General features: G+C 33.3%; 14 protein-coding genes. All 14 read left to right on the top strand.

Features of this window, described 5'->3' with window-relative positions; genetic code table 11:
• Window positions 1-119 precede the first annotated feature (119 nt).
• Window positions 120-3272 (top strand): UvrD-helicase domain-containing protein, encoded by a 3153-nt coding sequence (locus Z054_RS0102395; RefSeq protein WP_024768502.1) that lies wholly within the window; start codon window positions 120-122, stop codon window positions 3270-3272.
• Window positions 3273-3557: 285 nt separating this feature from the next.
• On the top strand, window positions 3558-4955 hold the full coding sequence (locus Z054_RS0102390) for an OmpA family protein (protein ID WP_024768501.1): 1398 nt from the start codon (window positions 3558-3560) through the stop codon (window positions 4953-4955).
• A 164-nt stretch (window positions 4956-5119) separates the two neighbouring features.
• Entirely contained in the window at window positions 5120-7855 is a 2736-nt protein-coding gene (locus Z054_RS0102385; RefSeq protein WP_024768500.1) for a PD-(D/E)XK nuclease family protein, read from the top strand.
• A 43-nt stretch (window positions 7856-7898) separates the two neighbouring features.
• A complete protein-coding gene (locus tag Z054_RS0102380) occupies window positions 7899-8747 on the top strand; it encodes an alpha/beta hydrolase family protein (protein WP_316929914.1) in 849 nt (282 codons plus the stop codon).
• Window positions 8748-8856: 109 nt separating this feature from the next.
• Window positions 8857-9045, top strand: coding sequence for a hypothetical protein (locus Z054_RS0102375; RefSeq protein WP_024768498.1), 189 nt, complete (start codon window positions 8857-8859; stop codon window positions 9043-9045).
• Between the two features lie 177 nt (window positions 9046-9222).
• Window positions 9223-9507, top strand: coding sequence for a hypothetical protein (locus Z054_RS0102370; RefSeq protein ID WP_024768497.1), 285 nt, complete (start codon window positions 9223-9225; stop codon window positions 9505-9507).
• 77 nt (window positions 9508-9584) lie between these two features.
• Window positions 9585-11978 carry a TonB-dependent receptor gene (locus Z054_RS0102365; protein ID WP_024768496.1) on the top strand — a complete coding sequence of 798 codons (2394 nt, stop codon included), beginning with the start codon at window positions 9585-9587 and terminating at the stop codon, window positions 11976-11978.
• Between the two features lie 17 nt (window positions 11979-11995).
• Window positions 11996-12595, top strand: coding sequence for a hypothetical protein (locus Z054_RS0102360; protein WP_024768495.1), 600 nt, complete (start codon window positions 11996-11998; stop codon window positions 12593-12595).
• Between the two features lie 645 nt (window positions 12596-13240).
• A complete protein-coding gene (locus Z054_RS0102355; RefSeq protein WP_024768494.1) occupies window positions 13241-13555 on the top strand; it encodes a DUF6660 family protein in 315 nt (104 codons plus the stop codon).
• Between the two features lie 126 nt (window positions 13556-13681).
• Window positions 13682-18070 (top strand): CusA/CzcA family heavy metal efflux RND transporter, encoded by a 4389-nt coding sequence (locus Z054_RS0102350; protein WP_024768493.1) that lies wholly within the window; start codon window positions 13682-13684, stop codon window positions 18068-18070.
• A 2-nt stretch (window positions 18071-18072) separates the two neighbouring features.
• Window positions 18073-19266 carry an efflux RND transporter periplasmic adaptor subunit gene (locus tag Z054_RS0102345; protein WP_024768492.1) on the top strand — a complete coding sequence of 398 codons (1194 nt, stop codon included), beginning with the start codon at window positions 18073-18075 and terminating at the stop codon, window positions 19264-19266.
• Between the two features lie 2 nt (window positions 19267-19268).
• Window positions 19269-19685 carry a Fur family transcriptional regulator gene (locus tag Z054_RS0102340; RefSeq protein WP_024768491.1) on the top strand — a complete coding sequence of 139 codons (417 nt, stop codon included), beginning with the start codon at window positions 19269-19271 and terminating at the stop codon, window positions 19683-19685.
• A gap of 55 nt (window positions 19686-19740) precedes the next feature.
• Complete coding sequence (locus tag Z054_RS0102335; protein WP_024768490.1) at window positions 19741-20109, top strand: DUF3703 domain-containing protein; 369 nt, start codon at window positions 19741-19743, stop codon at window positions 20107-20109.
• Window positions 20110-20111: 2 nt separating this feature from the next.
• Window positions 20112-20990 carry a cation diffusion facilitator family transporter gene (locus Z054_RS0102330; protein WP_024768489.1) on the top strand — a complete coding sequence of 293 codons (879 nt, stop codon included), beginning with the start codon at window positions 20112-20114 and terminating at the stop codon, window positions 20988-20990.
• Window positions 20991-20993 lie beyond the last annotated feature (3 nt).

Here is a 20993-nt window from a genome sequence, read left to right as displayed (position 1 = left end):
AATTGTTATAAATTAATTAAAACCCGCAGGATAGTAAAAACAACCTTTTTGTTATTATAATTTTATAGAAATCGATAGTATAAGAATTTCGGGTTTTAGTATTTTAGTAAAAAAAAGAATTGAATTCGACTACTGCTTTTATTGTTTATAATGCTGCTGCTGGTGCCGGTAAAACCTATACTTTGGTAAAAGCATATTTAATTGCTCTTTTAAAAGGAGAGTTTAGGGACAGTTATAAGAATATCTTGGCAATTACTTTTACAAATAAAGCAGTTGCCGAGATGAAATCCAGAATATTAGAGAACCTTGTTGCTATTAGTGCTCTTGATACTTCGTCAAAACACCAGAGTTTACTAAATGAATTAAGTGCAGAGACCAAAATTCCTGAACTCGAACTTAAACAAAAAGCAAAACGAATTCTTAGAAGTATTCTTCATAATTATGCGGCATTTGATGTTGTTACTATTGATACATTTACACATAGAGTAATCAGGACATTTGCACATGATTTAGGGATTCCTATGAATTTTGAGATCGAAATGGATACAGATTCTTTAATTGAAGAAGCTGTAGACGCAGTAGTTGCCAAGATAGGACTAAACGAAGAGTTGACCAGGTTGATTGTTGATTTTGCAATCAGCAAGCTTGAGGATGATAAAAGTTGGGATATCACTATAGAGCTTAATAAGATAGCCAGATTGTTGTTTAGTGAAAATGATAGAGAACATCTCAATAAACTTTCGCATAAAACAATTACTGATTTTGAGATCCTGAAAAAACAGTTGAATCACAGAGTTGTCGAATGTAAGAAAGATATTATTTCTGAGTCGAATACAATTTTACAATTAATAAAAACCCAAGGAGTAGAATATGCAGATTTTACTCGCAGCTCAATTCCTAACCATTTTTTAAAACTTGTAGAAGGTGAAGTGAAAGCAGATTTTAAAGCAGTCTGGAAACAAAATATACAAGAAGCTTCTTTCTATAATGCTAAGTTAGACTCTCATAAAAAAGAAATAATCGATAGCATTAGACCCGCTATAGAAGAAGCCTTTCTAAAAACAAAGCAATCATTAATACGAATTGGTTTTTTCCAGAACATTACCAAAAACCTTACCCCTCTTTCAGTATTAAATGCAATTAATAAGGAGTTAATCGAAATCAAAAAGGAAAGAAAAATTCTATTGATATCAGAATTTAATACGATTATAAGTAATGCAATTAAGGATCAGCCAGCTCCGTTTATATACGAACGTTTAGGAGAGCGGTATAGAGATTATTTTATTGATGAATTTCAGGATACTTCAGAATTACAATGGAGTAATTTGATCCCTCTTATTGATAATGCGGTTTCAACAGAAACGTTAACAGGTAAAAGAGGGCAAGTTACCATAGTAGGAGATGCAAAACAGGCAATTTATCGATGGAGAGGAGGGAAAGCAGAACAATTTATCAATTTATCTTCTGATGAAAACCCTTTTTCGATACAAGAAAAACAAGTTCTTAATCTCCCTAGAAACTATCGTAGTCACGAAGAAATTATTAAATTCAATAATAGCCTATTTACCTTTTTATCTGGTGATTTTAAAAATGAAAAACATCGGGAATTATATGTATTGGGTAATAAACAAGAAGTTAACTCCAAAAAAGATGGATATATTAATATATCATTTGTTGAAGCTAAAAATGTAGCTCAGGAGAATGACTTATACCCCGAGAAAGTATATGAAACTGTACTCGAACTAAACAAAAAGGGATATCCTCTCAATGAAATATGTGTTATCGTAAGAAAGCAAAAAGAAGGAGCTGCCATAGCAGATCTTCTTACCCAGAAAGGACTATCTATAATTTCTTCAGAGACATTATTAATTAATAATGCTCCTCAAGTTGTATTTATTATTGACCTACTTACCTGGTGTATACAACCAGATCATCTACAATCAAAAATCAACGTATTACATTTCTTGACCGAGAAGTTTTCAATAGAAGAAAAGCATTTATTTCTGGAAAAAATGATAAATAGTAATAAGAATACATTTTCCTCTGAGCTTAAAACTCTAGGTCTTGATTTTGATCTTACCAAAGTAGCTATAAAACCTCTTTATGATGCAGTAGAATATATTATAGCCAGTTTTTCTCTTGCCGATAAAACTACAGCGTACATACAATTTTTCCTGGATGTTGTGTTTGCATTTACTCAAAAACATACAGAAGGTATTGTAGGTTTTTTAGGGTATTGGCATGTCAAAAAAGATAAATTAAGCATTGTTGCTCCAGAAACAGAGCAGGCAATTCAGATCATGACAATACACAAGGCAAAAGGACTGGAGTTTCCTTGTGTTATTTATCCATATGCTAATATTGATATCTATGAAGAAATAGAGCCCAAAACATGGTTAGCAGTGGATAGCAAAAAATATGACAATTTTGAAGAAGTATTTATCAACTATAATAAAGGTATATCTGAGTATGGTAAAGATGCAGAAGAAATTGTTTTAAACAGACAAGCTCAATTAGAATTAGATGCATTTAATCTATTATATGTAGTACTTACTCGTGCAAAAGAACAGCTGTATATTGTTTCTAATTTGAAATTAAATTCTAAAGGAGAAAGTAATCCAAATACTTTTTCTGGGAAATTAATTGCGTATCTAAAACATTTGGATCAATGGAATCCTCAAAAAACGGAATATACTTTTGGTCACTCTTTAAAACCAGAGGTTATAAACACAGATATAGAAGACAAGCCAAAAGTGGTTAAACTTTCTAGATTCGAGGATTCCTCGAGAAAATATAAGGTAAATATTGTAACTAATTCTGGTAAACTATGGGATACATCTCAACAGAGTGCAATAGAAAAAGGAAATTTGATACATGATCTTATGGCTTCTATAGATACATATAAGGATGTGAAAAGAGTTGTTGAGGAAGCATACAAAACAGGAGAAATTACTATTTCTGAAAAAGAAATACTTCATGACGAAATAAAGGATATTGTAGACCACCCAGAGCTTTCTCAATACTTCTCTTTAGACAATATAGTGCATAATGAAAGAGATATAATTTCTAATGGAAGATTATTTCGACCTGATCGAATAGTAATTGATAAAAATAATCTAACGACCATAATAGATTATAAAACAGGAGTTCATAATGCTTCTCATGCTATGCAAATACAGGGCTATGCATCACTTCTTGAAAAAATGGGACACACTATAAAAGATAAAATTCTAATTTATTTTAATGATAATATCACCTTAAAACATGTATAAATAAACTATCATTTTTATAATTACTAAAAGAAATTTAAGGATAAAAGGTATTTTTATCTTATAATTGTAACGTAATTGCTGAGATAGATACTTTAATTTTTCTCTAATAAGGTTAAAATCATTGCTTTTTTTGGGGCTAGAAAACTGTAAGAAAAAACGACTACACTCTCCAAAGCTGCGATATATGCTGGCCTGTTAAGAAAAATTTATTAGATTTATCTTTGACAGTTATTTTTAACATATTACATTTGCTCTAATTAACACTTAAAAATTAAATTATTGAATATGAAACATCTTAGCAGATTTTTAGTGGCTTCGTTACTTGTACTTGGATTTAGTACGGCGAATGCACAAGATGAAAACAATCCTTGGGCGGTTTCTATAGGCATTAATGCCGTTGACATCTTTCCTACTGGGGGAGACCTTACCAGTCAGGGAGAAATTTTCGATGAATATTTTAATGCTAGTGACCACTGGAACATCCTTCCATCTGTTTCCAAATTATCTGTTGGTAGATATATAGGAGATGGTTTTAGTTTTACAGCGGCAGGATCGGTTAACAAAATAGAAAACTGGGGAGAAAATCCTACTACAGGAGAAGATTTAAAAGTTGATGACCTATCTTATTATGCCTTAGATGGTAGAATTAGCTACAGCTTTAAGAAAGCATTTGGTTCAAGTTGGATCGATCCTTACTTAGGTGTAGGTGGAGGTTATACTTGGCTTGATGAAAAAGGAGCTGGAACATTAAACGGTTCTCTTGGATTCAACTTTTGGTTAACTGAAAACTTAGCATTTAACCTTCAAACAACTTACAAGCACGTATTTGAAGATTATGAGACTGGTAGTTACCCACCAACTCATTTCCAACATTCTGCAGGACTTACTTTCGCATTTGGAGGTAAAGATACTGATGGTGACGGAATATATGACAAAGATGACGAATGTCCAGACGTTCCTGGTTTAGAAGAATTCAACGGATGTCCTGATACTGATGGTGATGGAATCACTGATGCTAAAGATGAGTGTCCTGATACTGCAGGTACTGCTGAATTTAATGGATGTCCTGATACTGACGGTGACGGAGTTCCAGATCCTAAAGATGAGTGTCCTACTGAAGCTGGATTACCTGCTCTTAATGGATGTCCTGATGCTGACGGTGATGGAATCGCTGATGGTAAAGATGGTTGTCCTAATGAAGCTGGACCAGCTGCTAATAATGGATGTCCTTACCAAGATAAAGATGGTGATGGTGTATTAGATAAAGATGATAACTGTCCTGACGTTGCTGGTACTGTTGCTAACAATGGTTGTCCAGAAGTAACTGAAGAAGTACAGAAGACTCTTAATAACTATGCAAAAACTATCTTGTTTGATTCTGGTAAATCTACCATTAAATCAGAGTCTAATCAAGCACTTGCTGATATCATAGCGATATTAAAAGAGTACCCTAATGCTAAATTTACTGTAGAAGGACATACTGATAGTGTAGGAAGTGCTAAACTTAATCAAAGATTATCTGATTCTAGAGCAAATTCTGTTAAGAACTACTTGACAGAAAATGGTATCGACCAGTTCAGATTATCAGCTGTTGGTTATGGTGAAGACAGACCTATCGCTTCTAATAAGACTAGAAAAGGTAGAAAAGAAAACAGACGTGTAGAGATCAACTTAGTGAAATAAGAATAAAGTCTCTCAATCATAATAATAAAAACGTCCCGAAATTTTCGGGACGTTTTTTATTTTTAGAAAATTAAATAAAGATCTTGACTTAACACGATCGATTCTTCTTAAGAGGTTCAGGTTTGCCTTCAGATTTAATATCTTGCACATAAAATCATAAATACTTGAAAAGTTTTCTAAAAGATGTTATACTAGAAGTGCAAGGCACTACAGAAAAAATAAGTGATCTAATTTTTCTGGTACCTAGCAAAAGAGCAGGGCTTTTTCTTAAAAAAGAACTTTTAGAAACATATCCTGATCAAACTCTTTTTGCTCCAGTAATCCTTAGTATTGAAGAATTTATTGTTCGACTATCAGGATTGCAACAAATTGATAATGTTCAGACATTATTTGAGTTTTATGAAACGTACCTAAACACTCATACCCACCTAGAAAAAGAGGATTTTGAAACCTTTAGCAATTGGGCCCAGACCTTGATCTATGATTTTAATGAAATCGACAGGTATTGTATAGATCATCAGAGCTTTTTTTCTTATTTATCAGGAATACAAGACTTAAACCATTGGTATTTACAAAAAGAAAAAACCGAATTGGTTAAAAATTATATTAGGTTTTGGGAAAACCTAATGGATTACTATGACAATTTTAAAAATAAATTGCTTTCCAAAAAAATAGGATATCAAGGATTGTTGTACAGAAAAGCATCAGAAGATATCCAAGCGTATATTAATACCGAAAATAGAACACATATTCTGGTAGGATTTAATGCACTTAATAATGCAGAACAGATCATTTTTCAATCACTCTTAGAGGCTGATATTGCTCAGGTATATTGGGATGCGGATCAGTTTTTTGTGGAGAACACCTACCACGAAGCGTCTTTATTCTTACGAACATATAAAAATCAATGGGGGTACTATAAAAAGAATCCATTTCAATGGGTACAAAACAATTTTTCTGAAGAAAAAGACATCACTCTAATAGGAGTACCTAAAAATATTGGACAAGCAAAATCCATTGGCCAAATATTGACTATGATACCCAAGACCGAGATCGAAAAAACAGCTTTAGTACTTGCAGATGAAGCACTATTGCAGCCTTTACTTAATTCTTTGCCCAATACAATCGAAGCCCTAAATATTACAATGGGACTACCTCTTAAAGAAGTTCCAATAGCTGCATTTTTTGAACTTTTATTTGGGCTTCATAAGAATTCTAACTCCAAAGGATTCTATTATAAATTAGTATTAGAAATTTTAAATAGCCTGCCAGCACATAGGATATTAGGGTTTGAAGCAACACGATTAATTAATACCATTTCTAAAGAAAATATCGTTTACATAACATTAGATAAACTACAGGAGAAAGCTTCAGATAAGGAAAAAGAAACTCTTGCATTACTATTTGAACCCTGGAAAGATGTTACCACAGCCTTAGAAAATTGTAGAAAAATAATACTATTGCTCAAGAATAATCTCGATAAGAAAAACGATGAGTTAGAATTAGAATATGTATACCATTTCCATTTAGTTTTTAATAAAGTTTTTACACTACACAATAGCTATCAATATTTAGAAACGATTGGATCTTTATATACATTGTATAAAGATATTATGATGTCTGAGACACTCGATTTTTCTGGTGAACCATTTAGTGGATTACAACTCATGGGGATGTTAGAGTCTCGATGTCTTGATTTTGAAACTGTTATTATCACTTCAGTTAATGAAGGAGTTTTACCTGCCGGGAAAAGCATGAATTCTTTTATTCCTTATGATCTGAAAAGAGCGTACAATCTCCCTACATATAAAGAAAAAGACGCTATATATACGTATCATTTTTATAGATTGATCCAAAGAGCCAAAAAAGTATATCTACTGTACAATACGGAAGACGAAGGAGTAGGTGGTGGAGAAAAGAGCAGATTTCTACTTCAGTTGGATATTGACAAAAGACCAAAACATAAACTCACAAAATATGTAGTGTCTGCAGAAGTACCTATGTTAACTAACCAGCCATTACAGATAAAGAAAAATGAAGCTGTTTTACTAAAATTAAAAGAACTAAGTGCTTATGGGTTATCCCCTTCTGCACTAACTGCTTATATAAGAAACCCAATGGATTTCTATTATAAATATGTTTTGGGTGTTACTGAAACCGAACAGGTAGAAGAAACTATTGCTGCAAATACTTTAGGGACAGTTATTCATAATACGCTCGAAACTTTTTATAAGCCATTAGAAGGTAAATTTCTTACTGTAGAAGATATCAATAAGATGAGAGGTCATATTGACATCGAACTTCGGGATCAGTTTAAACAAGAATATACAAAGCTCAATATCACGCAAGGTAAAAATCTTTTGATTTTTGAAGTAGCTAAGCAGTATGTATATAATTTCCTGAAAGCCGAGGAGAAACTAATAAAGAGTGGAGCCCGATTAAAAATTCTGGCCATAGAAAGTAATCTAAAAACAAAACTGAGAATTCCTGAGTTGGATTTTCCTATTTATATAAAAGGAAAAGTAGATCGTATCGATGAGCTAGATGGGCAAGTAAGGATAATAGATTATAAGACAGGAAGAGTAGGTCGAAATGATGTCGTTATTATGGATTGGGATATAATTACCGATGAGTATAAATACAGCAAAGTAATCCAGGTTTTGGCATATGCATATATGCAACATAATGAAAATCCAATTTCAGAAGCTTTTCAAGCAGGTATAATTTCATTTAAGAATCTTCAGGAAGGGTTTCTTAGGTTTGGGACAAAAGAAAGCATAAGAGGGAAAGCAAATTACGAAATCACCAATGCAGTGTTCGATGATTATCTGCTACAGTTAAAAAAACTGATCCTGGAAATTTTTGATGTTGAAACCCCATTTATTGAAAAAGAAGTATAGCTGCGAGATAATAGAGTAGATATTAAACGTTACACTTAAAATTATGATGGCCAAAAGCAAAAATATAATAGTAACAGGAAGACATCAAAAATCAATTTTGGCAGATGTTTTTTATACTAATAATGAGTTGCAAAAACCTATTATTATTTTTTGTCATGGGTATAAAGGTTTTAAGGATTGGGGAGCTTGGGATTTGGTGGCAGAAACTTTTGCCAACGCTGGGTTTTTCTTTATAAAATTTAATTTCTCACATAACGGAGGTACTACAAAACAACCTATTGATTTTCCTGATCTGGAAGCTTTTGGTAATAATAATTATATCAAAGAATTAGATGATTTAGAAACCATTATAAATTGGGTAACCTCTTCGGGTTTTAAATTCAAAAATGAAATTAATACTTCAAACATTTCTTTGATAGGCCATTCTCGTGGTGGTGGAATTGTAACTATTAAAGCCGCAGAAGATAAGAGAATCACTACATTAATAACATGGGCAAGTGTTTCTGATTACAAAAACCGGTTTCCAAAAGGAGAAGCCTTTGCATATTGGCAGAAGAAAGGAGTAATGTATATCGAAAACGGAAGAACTAAACAGCAAATGCCACATTATTTTCAATTTTATACATCTTTTATAGAAAATGAAGATAGATTAACCATCGCTAATGCGGCCAAAAAAATTGAAATTCCACATTTAATTATTCATGGTACAGATGATCCGACAGTTGATATGCAGGAAAGTAGAAATATACATGAATGGAGCATTAACAGTGATATTTTCTTGGTAGAAGGAGCCGATCATATATTTGGGGTAAAACATCCGTGGTATAAAGATGATTTAAGTAAAAACTTACAAGAAATTACTGAAAAATCTATAAAATTTATGAGAAACTAAGTGTAATAACTAAATAGATAATTCGTTAATAACAATGTGGGTATATAGTCCAAGTACCTTTAAAAGTTTGGACGTTGATTTAACAAAGTAATAATGTAATAATGTAATTATGTTAAAAAACATTTTAAAATTAGAAGGAGTAAAAAGACTTAAAAGAGAAAATTTACTTACTGTTTGTGGAGGTGGATGTGTAGGTATGTGTAACGATCGAGCAGAATTTCTTATGGGTAAAGGATGGTCAGGAGAAGAAGCTCAGGATTATATGGCAGCATGTGTAACCTCTTGTAATGCAGGATAACTAGTAAAGAACTGTCTCTTTTACTTTTTATAAAGAGGCAGTTTTCTTCTTTAAAACAATGATTTATCAAAACATCTGGAGGCAATAGCACAAAAAAGTATAGATTTTATACGTCTTTAACACTTTCTTAGCCAAAAAATATAATAAGCAATCATTTTTTTTCGTTTATTTGCTGTTATGAAGTTTAATAGGCAAATACTAGCTTCCGTATTTTTGGTACTCTTTGGTATCATTCAATTAGCAGACTTACATATTGTGGGTCATGATGCTAATGATGCAGATTGCACTCTTTGTAAATTTACTTCTGATCATCATAATGATAATTTTATATCTGCAGATACAATTACTGTTCCTGAAGCAGTACATGTTCCTGCCGATGTTGTTCGAGCAACTTATGTGAATCGATATTTTGATTCATCTGCAGCTTACAATTTTCTAAACAAAGCTCCCCCTGCAGCTTAGTTTTACCTAAACTTTATTACTGAAACTTAACTGTGGTATATCCATACCGATCAGTTTATCCATTATTTATTTTACAAATGAAAAGACACACTTGGTTACTTGTGTTTCTTCTCGGGATAAATCTCCTTTCAGCACAAGAATGTGATAAAACACTTTCTGGCAGAGTCATAGATTTTCATGACGGAGCACCCCTTGAAGGCGCTACAATAACATTTAATAATCGTACAATCGTGACAGACGCTTCTGGTAGATACTCTATTACTGGTTTATGTGCAACAGCATATGCTTTTACTGTTTCTCATGAAAAGTGTAATTCGCAGGTAGTAACTCTTGATGTAGGCAAAACGTCCTCAAAAGATTTCTCCTTAGAACATCACCTTAATGAATTAGAAGAAGTAAAAGTTTCGGGAGCTAATGATACTAAAACAACTTCTGCTCAAGAAGAAACTATAGGTTCTGATATCATAGAAAAATACGGGAGTGCCTCTTTGGGAGATGCCCTTAGAGAAATTACGGGTGTTTCGTCTTTAAATACTGGATCTACGATAGTAAAACCCATTATTCAGGGTCTTAGCGGAAGTCGTGTATTGATTATGAATAATGGCGTTCGCATGCAAGATATGGAATGGGGTGATGAACATGCCCCTAATGTAGATATTAATACAGCGGGAAATGTTACTGTTGTCAAAGGAGCTTCTGCACTACAATATGGAGGAGACGCAATTGGCGGTGTTATTATTATGGAACCTCGTAAAGTACCTTCAAAAGATACTTTGTTTGGTAAGACCTTGGTAACAGGAGCTGTAAATGGCAGAGGAGGATCGGTTTCTTCAGAATTGATAAAAGGATATAAAAATGGATGGTTTTTTAAAGTACAAGGATCATTAAAACGCTTTGGAGATGTAGAAGCACCAGACTATGTTCTTTCTAATACGGGAGTATTCGAAAAAGGAGCTTCCCTATCTTTTGGAGTAAATAAATTTACCCACGGTTGGGATGCATATTATTCTTTTTTTGATAACGAAATAGGGGTGTTAGCAACATCTCATATTGGTAATGTAGATGATCTTATAAATGCTATTAATGAGCAGCAGCCTGCAATCATTAGAGATTTTACTTATGAGATTGATAATCCAAAACAAGAAGTTACACATCATTTGGGACGCCTTAAGTATTTTAAACGTTTTGAAGAACTTGGGAAATGGAATACACAATATGATTTTCAATATAACAAACGATTTGAGTTTGATATTCGAAGAACAGAAGAACTTACCAAATTACCCAGTATAGATCTTGAATTAAAAACACATACGTTAACTTCGGATTTTAGTTTTGATTCGAATCCTGATTTTTTGTGGAATGTAGGAGTGTTATTTAGATATCAGAATAATTTTGCAAATCCCAGTACAGGAGTAAGAAGATTAATTCCTGACTATGATAAGTATGATGCCGGAGCATTTATTACAGGTGAATATAGTGTGACAAATGATATCATTGTAGACGCAGGTATTCGATACGATTATAATCGTATGGATGCTAAGAAATTTTACTTAAAAACCAGATGGGACGAAAGAGGATACGACGTAGATTTTTCTAACCTGATCATTGAAGATTTTAATACGCAATGGCTCACTAATCCAGTTTTTGATTACCATAGCGTTTCTGGTACTGCCGGAATACAATATACTTTTAGAGAAGATTACGAATTTAGATTTAATTATGCACTGGCACAACGTGCTCCTAATCCTTCAGAGTTATTTAGTGATGGCTTACACCACTCGGCTGCCAGAATTGAGTTAGGAGATTTAAGGATGGATCAGGAAACATCGCATAAAATATCTCTAACCGCACAAAAAAATACAGAAAAATGGGGATGGGAAATAGCACCATATGCCAATTTTATTAATGATTATATTTTACTAGAGCCTGTAGGCGTCCAGTTATCTATACGAGGAGCGTTTCCTGTTTGGGAATATCGACAAACCAATATCAGGTTATTAGGTGTTGATGCTAAACTTTATGCTAATTGGCATCAGAATTGGAGAACAGATCATAGTTTTTCTATGGTAAAAGGAAAAGAAAATGAAAAAGATATCGCGTTGATTAATATCCCTGCGCCGACTTTTAATAACGGTATTACTTATAGTAACAAAAATTGGTTCGGACTTAATGTTTCTTTAGAAAGTCAATACTTTTTTAGACAAAATGAATACCCGTCTAATATATCTGTGTTCTCTCCACAGCAAAATGAAAATGTGCTGTTAGAAATTAATACACCTCCAGATGCATATCATTTATTAAATGCAGATACCAGTATGGAGTTTTCTCTAGGAGAACGAAACAAACTAAAAGTTGGGTTAACAATAAACAATATATTAAATACAAGCTATAGAAATTACTTAAATCGTCAGCGATATTTTGCAGATGATTTGGGTAGGAATTTTTTATTAAGATTATCAATTAACTATTAAATTAAATTTTAGAAATGATGAACACACGTAAACTTTTGTCAATGCTTATCGTAGGAGGTATTTTATTCGCATCTTGCTCTAGTGACGATGATAATCCTGTACCAGTTAATGAAGAGGAATTAATAACCAAAATGACAGTATCTTTAGTTAGTGGAGGCGGAACCGTAACTTTGATTGTTACAGATGAAGATGGAGCAGATGGACCAGTAGCACCGGTAGTATCGGTTTCTGGTAATTTAACTGCCAATACAACATATAATGGATCTGTAGAATTACTTAATGAATCTGAGAGCCCTGCCGAATTAATTAACGAAGAAATAGAAGCAGAAGCAGATGAACATCAGTTTTTTTATGCAACAAGTTCTGCACTAAATATTACAACAGCGTATACTGATAAAGAATCAGATTATAAAAAAGAAGACGGAACATCCTTTACTACAACTAATCCTGTTGGACTAACATTTACAGTAACAACAACAGATGCAGGAACCGGGACCTTGACCGTAACATTAAGACACCAACCTAATAAAGCTGCAGATGGAGTAGTTGGAGGTAATATTGCTAATGCAGGTGGTGATACAGACATTACTCAAATTTTTGATATTACAGTACAATAATTGAAACTCGATTAATTATGTAAGTTGAATTTGTGTAAAATTTCATAATTAGTTTCAATTCATACCCTCGGGAGTAGTTACCCGAGGGTTTACTTAAATTTAAGTTAAAAAAAAGTGAACTAAACAAAATTGGCATTAATTTTGCAGTAATAAAAAAATCTGCAGTGTTAGGGAAAAGTTTAAAAAACACTGGGAATACAGTAATCATAATTATTACATAAAGTAAAAAAGTAGCTTGAAAATTGACTTTTAATGGGTTAGTACAATTGATTTTATCAATGTATTAACATACCATTAAATGTTAATTATCATCAAAAAAATGTTAAAAAATTTATAGGATAGGGCGTATCTTTATACCATAAACCTAGACTAACAAACAATAAAATTGAAACTATCATAATTAGTATAAGTTGAGTTTGTGTTAAATACAATTAAGTTTCAATTTAGACCCCTGGGAGTAGTTAACCCGGGGGTCGCTTTTTTTGATCTGGTTTTGAATATTAAGCCTTAAAAATCGTACCCCAATTCCTGTTGTTTTTTGTTTTTATGAATAATATCCATACTTCCAAAGAAAATAATTAGTAACATTTAGAATCTAGATAATTTTGCAATACCATTGCATTACAATATTACTATCTTTGTAATGTGAAAATTTTAGCATTCATATTATCAATATATTTTCTGGCACTCGATTTTATGCCTTGTAATGATAGTATACCTATCACAGAGGATTCTCAAATTGAAGCTTTTGCAGATTCTTGTGAAAATCACGATCATGGTATAGAGAATGATTTATGCTCTCCTTTCTGTCAATGTCATTGTTGCCACGTTCATGTTATTGATTTTAGTATTGATACATATCAATTAATATCTCCAGAAATTTCTACAGAATTATTTGCCCATTTTGATAGTGTTGGTAAAGAAATCTCTAGTACGCCATTCCAACCACCCCAAGTTTAATTTAGTTTTATAGGATAATTATGTCTTGTTGCTATCTTTTTTAAAAGAAAGTAACAGTTATTTAACATCGATAAATTCTGTTTAATCGAATTGAATCGAGATGTCTAACTGAATTAAAAATATTATATGCTTAATAAAATAATTAGGTATTCCATAACTCATAAATTGATTATTGGATTACTAACATTGGCATTGATTATTTTGGGAATATATTCATTAAAACAGCTGCCAGTGGATGCTGTTCCCGATATTACAAATAATCAAGTACAGGTGATTACCTCTTCTCCAACATTGGCATCACCAGAAATAGAGCGGCTAATCACTTTTCCCGTAGAAATTACAATGGCTACCATTCCCGAAATTGAGGAAATACGCTCGTTTTCACGTTTTGGATTATCAGTAGTAACCATTGTTTTTGAAGAAAACGTAGACGTGTATTGGGCAAGACAACAAGTTAGCGAACGCCTTGTCGAAGCACAATCCCAAATTCCTGAAAATATAGGAAAACCTGGTATAGCTCCTTTGACCACTGGTCTGGGAGAAATTTACCAATATGTCATTACTACAAAATCAGGTTATGAAGACCAATATGATGCAACAGAGTTAAGAACTATTCAGGATTGGATTATAAAACGTCAACTATTAGGTACACCAGGAGTAGCAGATGTAAGTAGTTTTGGAGGGTATCTGAAACAATATGAAATTGCCATACGACCCGAACGATTAAATGCAATGAATATATCAATTTCAGAAATATTTAATGCATTAGAAACTAATAATCAAAATACAGGAGGTGCTTATATAGAAAAGAATGATAAAGCCTTATTTATACGAAGTGAAGGATTAATCGGAACTATAGAGGATATAAAAAATATTCTCATTAAACAAACATCCGATGGGATACCAGTTCTAATTAGTGATGTAGCTAAGGTGCAAACCGGAAAAGCCATTCGTTATGGTGCTTCTACTCGCAATGGAGAGGGAGAAGTAGTAAGTGCTATTGTAATGATGCTTAAAGGAGCAAATTCTGCAGAGGTAATTAAAAATGTAAAAGATAAAATAACATCTATTACCAAAACACTTCCAGAAGGAGTAATGATCGAACCTTTCTTAGATCGGACTAAATTAGTAAATAATGCAATTGGTACAGTGACCACTAATCTCATAGAAGGTGCATTGATTGTCATTTTTATCCTACTAATATTACTAGGGAATTGGCGTGCAGGACTTATTACAGCATCGGTAATACCATTATCACTTTTGTTTGCTTTTAGTATGATGCATCTTTTTGATGTTTCTGCAAATCTAATGAGCCTTGGAGCTATTGATTTCGGCTTGATAGTAGATGGAGCAGTAATTATTGTAGAAGCCACCTTGTTTCATCTTGGAGCCCTAAAACTTAACAAGAGGTTGACACAGAAAGAGATGGATGAAGAAGTTTGTAAATCAGCAAGTAAAATCAGAAATTCTGCTGCTTTCGGTGAAATCATTATTCTTATTGTGTATTTACCCATTTTAGCCTTGGTAGGAACAGAAGGAAAAATGTTTGGTCCAATGGCACAGACAGTTGGTTTTGCTATCCTGGGAGCTTTCATATTATCGCTCACTTATGTTCCTATGATGTCTGCATTGGTATTGAGCAAAAAAGGAACCCATAAAGAAAATATTTCTGATAAAATCATGAATTTCTTCTATAAGCTATATGAGCCTATAATCAAATGGTCAATGCGTAGCAGAATATTTATTCTGGCAATTACATCAGGACTTTTTATAATAGCATATCTGGTATTTAATAACCTTGGAGGAGAGTTTATTCCAACACTAGAAGAAGGAGATTTTGCAGTAGAAACCAGGGTACTTACAGGAAGTTCTCTTTCTAATACAATAAAAGCCACAACCAAAGCAGAGAAAATAGTACTCGATCAATTTCCAGAAGTATTACAAGTAGTTTCAAAAATAGGTTCGGGAGAAATACCTACCGATCCTATGCCCGTAGAAGCTGCAGACATGATGATTATTCTTAAAGATAAATCAAAATGGGTATCTGCTTCCAATCGTTCAGAATTGGCTAATAAAATGGCAGAAGCTTTAGAAGTGATACCAGGAGTGGCTTTTGGTTTTCAACAACCTATACAGATGCGATTTAATGAATTAATGACAGGGGTGCGCCAGGATGTGGCCATAAAAATTTATGGAGAGGATTTAGCCCGACTTTCTTCTTATGCCAATCAAATTGGTAAAATTGCCAGAAAAGTCAAAGGTGCAGTCGATGTTTATGTTGAGGAAGTAACAGGAGTACCACAAATTGTAATAGATTACAATAGAGCTCAATTAGCAAAGTATGGTTTGGATATTAAAACAGTTAACAATACAATTCAGGCAGCTTTTGCAGGGGCATCTACAGGATTGGTCTATGAAGGAGAAAAACGTTTTGATTTAGTAGTGCGTTTGGATAATAGTAACAGAACCAGTCTTGCAGATGTGCAGAATCTTTATATTAATGGACACAAAGGAGAACAGATTCCATTACAACAACTGGCAACAGTATCTATCAAGGATGGCCCTTATCAAATACAACGGGATAATACAAGACGACGTATTATCATTGCTTTCAATGTTCGGGATCGAGATGTCCAGAGTGTTGTAGAAGAAATTAGTACTAAAATTGACAATCAGATAAATTTTGCATCGGGATATACCGTTGCTTATGGAGGTCAATTTGAAAACCTGGTCAAAGCTAAGCAACGCCTTGGGATAGCAGTTCCTTTAGCATTATTGCTTATTTTCATTCTATTGTATTTTACTTTTGGTTCTTTAAAACAAGGAGTCTTAATATTTACAGCGATTCCCCTTTCTGCTATAGGAGGTGTCTTTGCTCTTTGGCTTCGGGATTTGCCATTTAGTATTTCTGCAGGTGTTGGTTTTATAGCCTTATTTGGTGTAGCAGTATTAAACGGAATTGTACTTATTGCAGAATTTAATAGATTAAAAAAAGAAGGTATTACCGATATTTTTGAACGAATTTATAAAGGAACCAAAACTCGATTACGACCGGTAATTATGACTGCAACTGTTGCTTCATTAGGGTTTTTACCAATGGCAATTTCTCAAACCTCGGGAGCAGAGGTACAACGACCTCTTGCAACAGTAGTCATAGGAGGATTGATTACCGCTACTTTTTTAACCCTTGTGGTGTTGCCTATTCTTTATTATTATTTTGAAAAAAGAGTACAAATGAAACCAAAAAAAGCAATGCTTTTACTAGTAGTACTTCTTGGAGTAGCAGGAAATATGACTAGCATAAATGCTCAGACTAGTGAAGCAAAAACCATATATCAAAATTTGGAAGAAGTTATGGACGCAGCTTTAAGAAATAATCCAAATCTAAAAGTTGCTGCATTTCAAACCGAGAAGGAACATGCTATAAAAGGAACTAGTTTTAACCTACCCAAAACTGATTTTTACCTAGAATATGGGCAAATGAATAGCGATTTTGACAATGATACTAGGTTTAGTATCAGCCAAAAATTTGCCTTTCCTACGCTTTACACCAACCAGAATAAGTTGGCTAAAGCAACGATAAAATCCAGTGAATTGAACGAGGAAGTGGTTCAAAACAAGGTGATAAAGCAATTAAAAGCAACGTATTATCAATTGTGGTTTCTAAAGAGTAAACAACAATTGCTTCAAAAACAAGATAGTATTTATCAGCGATTTGTCTATGCTGCAAACCTGCGATTTAAAACAGGAGAAAGTAATGCATTAGAACAAGCAACAGCCAATGCAGAAGTTGCAGATTTACAGATTAAAATACAGGAGAATAATGCAACTATAAGGGGATATCAATTGCTTATGCAAAAATTGGTAAATTCTGAAAACAAAGTTGATATTGATGTAGGAGATTTAAAAGTAAAATCAAATTTGCTGCCAGTAGATCAAAATACTACAGCTGTAGAGAAAAATCCTGTACTATCTTTTTACAAAGAACAAATAACTATTGCCGATATTAAGAAATCGGTGGAGGTGTCAAAAATGCTTCCTGATATCACATTAGGGTATTTTAATCAATCTTTTAATGGCCCGGGACAAACAGTAAATGGATCCGATGTGATTTTTGATTCTGGAAACAGATTTACCGGGGTAAAGTTAGGTCTGGCGATTCCAATTTGGAGCAAACCACATACAGCAAAAATAAAAGCTGCCAAAATCCGTCAAAAAGAAAGTCAGGCGCAGTTGGATGTGATTGAAAATGAAGTCACCACTCAATTAAATTTGCTTTTGGGGCGACTAGAAAAAAACCAAAAGAACTTGTTATATTATGAGAAAAATGCGCTTTCACAATCCGAACTGTTATTAAAACAATCTCAGCGAGGTTTTACAGAAGGAGCTATTGGATATATAGAATATGTACAAGGACTCAATCGGGCACTAGAAATTCAAACCAAATATTTAGAATTCATAAACGCTTACAATCAAACTCTTATCGAAATTGAAAGTATAAACGCAATTCAATAAAAATGAAAACAAACATATATAAATTAATAGCCATATTCGTACTTCTGCTTATCTTAGGGTGTGCTAATAAACCTGCAGTAACTTCTGAAGAAAAACATGAAGAAGCTAACGAAAATCATATCGAGTTGACAGATGAACAAATGAAGCAAACTCAAATAGAAATAGGTAAAGCCCAGAAGCGTAAAATAGGAAATGAGTTAAGTGTAAACGGAATGATCGATGTTCCTCCTCAAAGTAACCTTTCTATTACAGTTCCTTATGGTGGGTTTTTGAAATTTACCGATATGCTTCCCGGGACACGATTAAAAAAAGGACAACTTGTAGCTCGAGTAGAGAATCCTGATTTTATAGAATTTCAAAGAGATTATCTGGAAGCAGTTGCAAAAAATGAATATCTGAAAGCAGATTATGAACGTCAGGAAACATTAAATAAAGAAAGTGTCTCTTCGACAAAAGTATTTCAAAAAGCAAAAAGCGATTACTTGATTAATAAAGCAAATATTCAAGCTTTAGAAAGTAAATTAAAAATGGTAGGAATCAACCCTTCTAATGTAACTAACGGAAGAGTATCTTCTATAGTAAATGTGTATTCTCCTATTAATGGAGTAGTGAGAGAAGTATATGTAAATACCGGAAAATATTTTGGTTCAGAAGATGTATTAATGGATATTACCAATGCTGAAGATTTGCATGTCGAGCTCAAAGTATATGAAGATGATATCCCATTAATAAAAAATGAGCAACGTATTCGTTTTCGTTTAGCAAATGAACCTGATAAATGGATGGAAGCAGAGATTTTCTTAATAGGTAACAATGTTAGTGATGATAGATCTATAACTATTCATGGGCATTTAAAAGAGAAAAACCAGGAGTTGCTTCCGGGAATGTTTGTAAACGCAAAAATTGAAGTTGATGCTCACGAAGCTTATGCTGTTCCAGAGGAAGCCATAGTGCGTTTTGATGGAAACCATTATGTTTTTGCAGCAGGTGAGAAAAGAAGTGAGGGAGAAGCAATAGTTACGGATTTTGAAATGATACCTATTACCAAAGGAACCGAAGAAGAAGGATTTGTAGCGATTACATTAGAGGATAAAAATAAAGACATTAGTACTACTCGATTAGTAATAAAAGATGCTTTTACCATATTGGGGAAGGCAAAAAACAGTGAAGAAGGAGGTCACGGTCACGGGCATTAGCAATGAACACCATTGAAGTTTTTTTAGAATCAAAGAAAGTGCGTCCAACAGCGATGCGAATGCTGGTCTATAAATATATGACCCAGAGTAATGTAGCTAAAACACTTGGAGATATTGAAAATGCTTTTGCAAAAGCAGATAGAACAACACTGTATAGAACCTTAAAGACATTTGAAGAAAAAGGGATTGTACACCAGATAGATGATGGAACGGGCACTATAAAATATGCGCTTTGCGAAGCTGGTTGTAATTGTGATATTGATAGAGATTTGCATTTACATTTTCATTGTAATAATTGTAGAGAAACGATATGTCTTACAGAACATAAAATTCCTCAAATCAATTTACCAGATGGATATGTAGCCGAAGATATGAATTTGGTAGTAAAAGGTATATGTGAGCATTGTAGTGGTCAATAAATGCACTTCTGTTGCATGGCTACTATACATATTTTTGTACAAAAGAAATAACCGTATGAAGTTTAATATAACAATGCCGTCAAAGCTTAAAATTGAATATGATAAAGAATTGTCGCTTTATAAAACAGCATTATCCAATAACGATTTACCCAAGGCTTGGGATCATTTAGAGCACAGCCATATTTTGGGACAATCATATCCCAGGGAGCATTCTTATACACATTATTTGATGCTCAAATATGGTGTTCTTTGCAGAGATACCAGAGAAATTTTTGGACAAGTTATTCGTTTGATTGTGGGTGGTTGGAAATCATTTATCAATAGGGTTCCTATTGGTAATACAGGAGGTGCTAATATACCTCCTTTAAAAACAATGCCTATACCTCATGATTTAAAAATGAAATTAGAATCATACCAAAAGTAATTATGGGACACGACCATTCACACGACCACGCAGGAAAGAATTTAAAAATTGCATTTTTTCTAAATCTAGGTTTTACGATTTTAGAAATCATCGGAGGTTTTTATGTAAATAGCATTGCTATTATTTCTGATGCTATTCATGATTTAGGAGATTCACTTTCTTTGGGTACTGCCTGGTATCTCGAAGGGAAATCGAAAAAAGAAGCCGATGCTAAATTCTCGTTTGGTTACAGGCGTTTCTCGCTTTTGGGGGCATTGATTAATAGCATTGTTTTGATTTTAGGATCTATTTATGTGATTTATGAAGCCATAGGTCGATTATTAGAACCCGAACATTCTGATGCCGGAGGAATGATTGTTTTTGCACTCATAGGAATAGCAGTCAATGGTTATGCTGCATGGAAAGTAAGTAGTGGGAAATCATTGAATGAGAAAGTGGTTTCCTGGCACTTGATGGAAGATGTATTGGGTTGGGTTGCTGTGCTTTTTGCAGCAATTGCAATATATTTTACAGATGTTCAGTATCTCGACCCTGCCCTTTCTCTTTTAATAACACTTTATATTCTATATAATGTTATTAAGCGACTAAAAGAAACACTATTTGTATTTCTACAAGGGATCCCAAAAGATATTAATATAGAAGAAATAAAATCAAAAATATTACAAGTACCACATATTGATTCTATACATCACTTACATGTTTGGTCATTAGAAGGAGAACATCATGTTTTTACGGCACATGTTAAGCTAAAAGACATTACAGAAACCGATCAGATTATTGATATAAAATCAGAGGTTAAAAAGATTTTAATGATATATCATTTTAGCCATTGTACTATTGAAACAGAATTGGATGGTGAGGTGTGTATGTTAACCGAGTAATAG

The sequence above is a fragment of the Aquimarina macrocephali JAMB N27 genome, from assembly GCF_000520995.1.
GTDB classification, from domain to species: domain Bacteria; phylum Bacteroidota; class Bacteroidia; order Flavobacteriales; family Flavobacteriaceae; genus Aquimarina; species Aquimarina macrocephali.
The sequence above is the reverse complement of the archived record's forward strand: the minus strand, read 5'-3'. Positions and strand labels throughout refer to the sequence as shown.

Coding starts and splice junctions, on each gene's coding strand:
- Z054_RS0102390 (WP_024768501.1), top strand. CDS start 3,558: ATGAAACATCTTAGCAGATTTTTAGTGGCTTCGTTACTTGTACTTGGA.
- Z054_RS0102380 (WP_316929914.1), top strand. CDS start 7,899: ATGATGGCCAAAAGCAAAAATATAATAGTAACAGGAAGACATCAAAAA.
- Z054_RS0102375 (WP_024768498.1), top strand. CDS start 8,857: ATGTTAAAAAACATTTTAAAATTAGAAGGAGTAAAAAGACTTAAAAGA.
- Z054_RS0102370 (WP_024768497.1), top strand. CDS start 9,223: ATGAAGTTTAATAGGCAAATACTAGCTTCCGTATTTTTGGTACTCTTT.
- Z054_RS0102365 (WP_024768496.1), top strand. CDS start 9,585: ATGAAAAGACACACTTGGTTACTTGTGTTTCTTCTCGGGATAAATCTC.
- Z054_RS0102360 (WP_024768495.1), top strand. CDS start 11,996: ATGAACACACGTAAACTTTTGTCAATGCTTATCGTAGGAGGTATTTTA.
- Z054_RS0102350 (WP_024768493.1), top strand. CDS start 13,682: ATGCTTAATAAAATAATTAGGTATTCCATAACTCATAAATTGATTATT.
- Z054_RS0102345 (WP_024768492.1), top strand. CDS start 18,073: ATGAAAACAAACATATATAAATTAATAGCCATATTCGTACTTCTGCTT.
- Z054_RS0102340 (WP_024768491.1), top strand. CDS start 19,269: ATGAACACCATTGAAGTTTTTTTAGAATCAAAGAAAGTGCGTCCAACA.
- Z054_RS0102335 (WP_024768490.1), top strand. CDS start 19,741: ATGAAGTTTAATATAACAATGCCGTCAAAGCTTAAAATTGAATATGAT.
- Z054_RS0102330 (WP_024768489.1), top strand. CDS start 20,112: ATGGGACACGACCATTCACACGACCACGCAGGAAAGAATTTAAAAATT.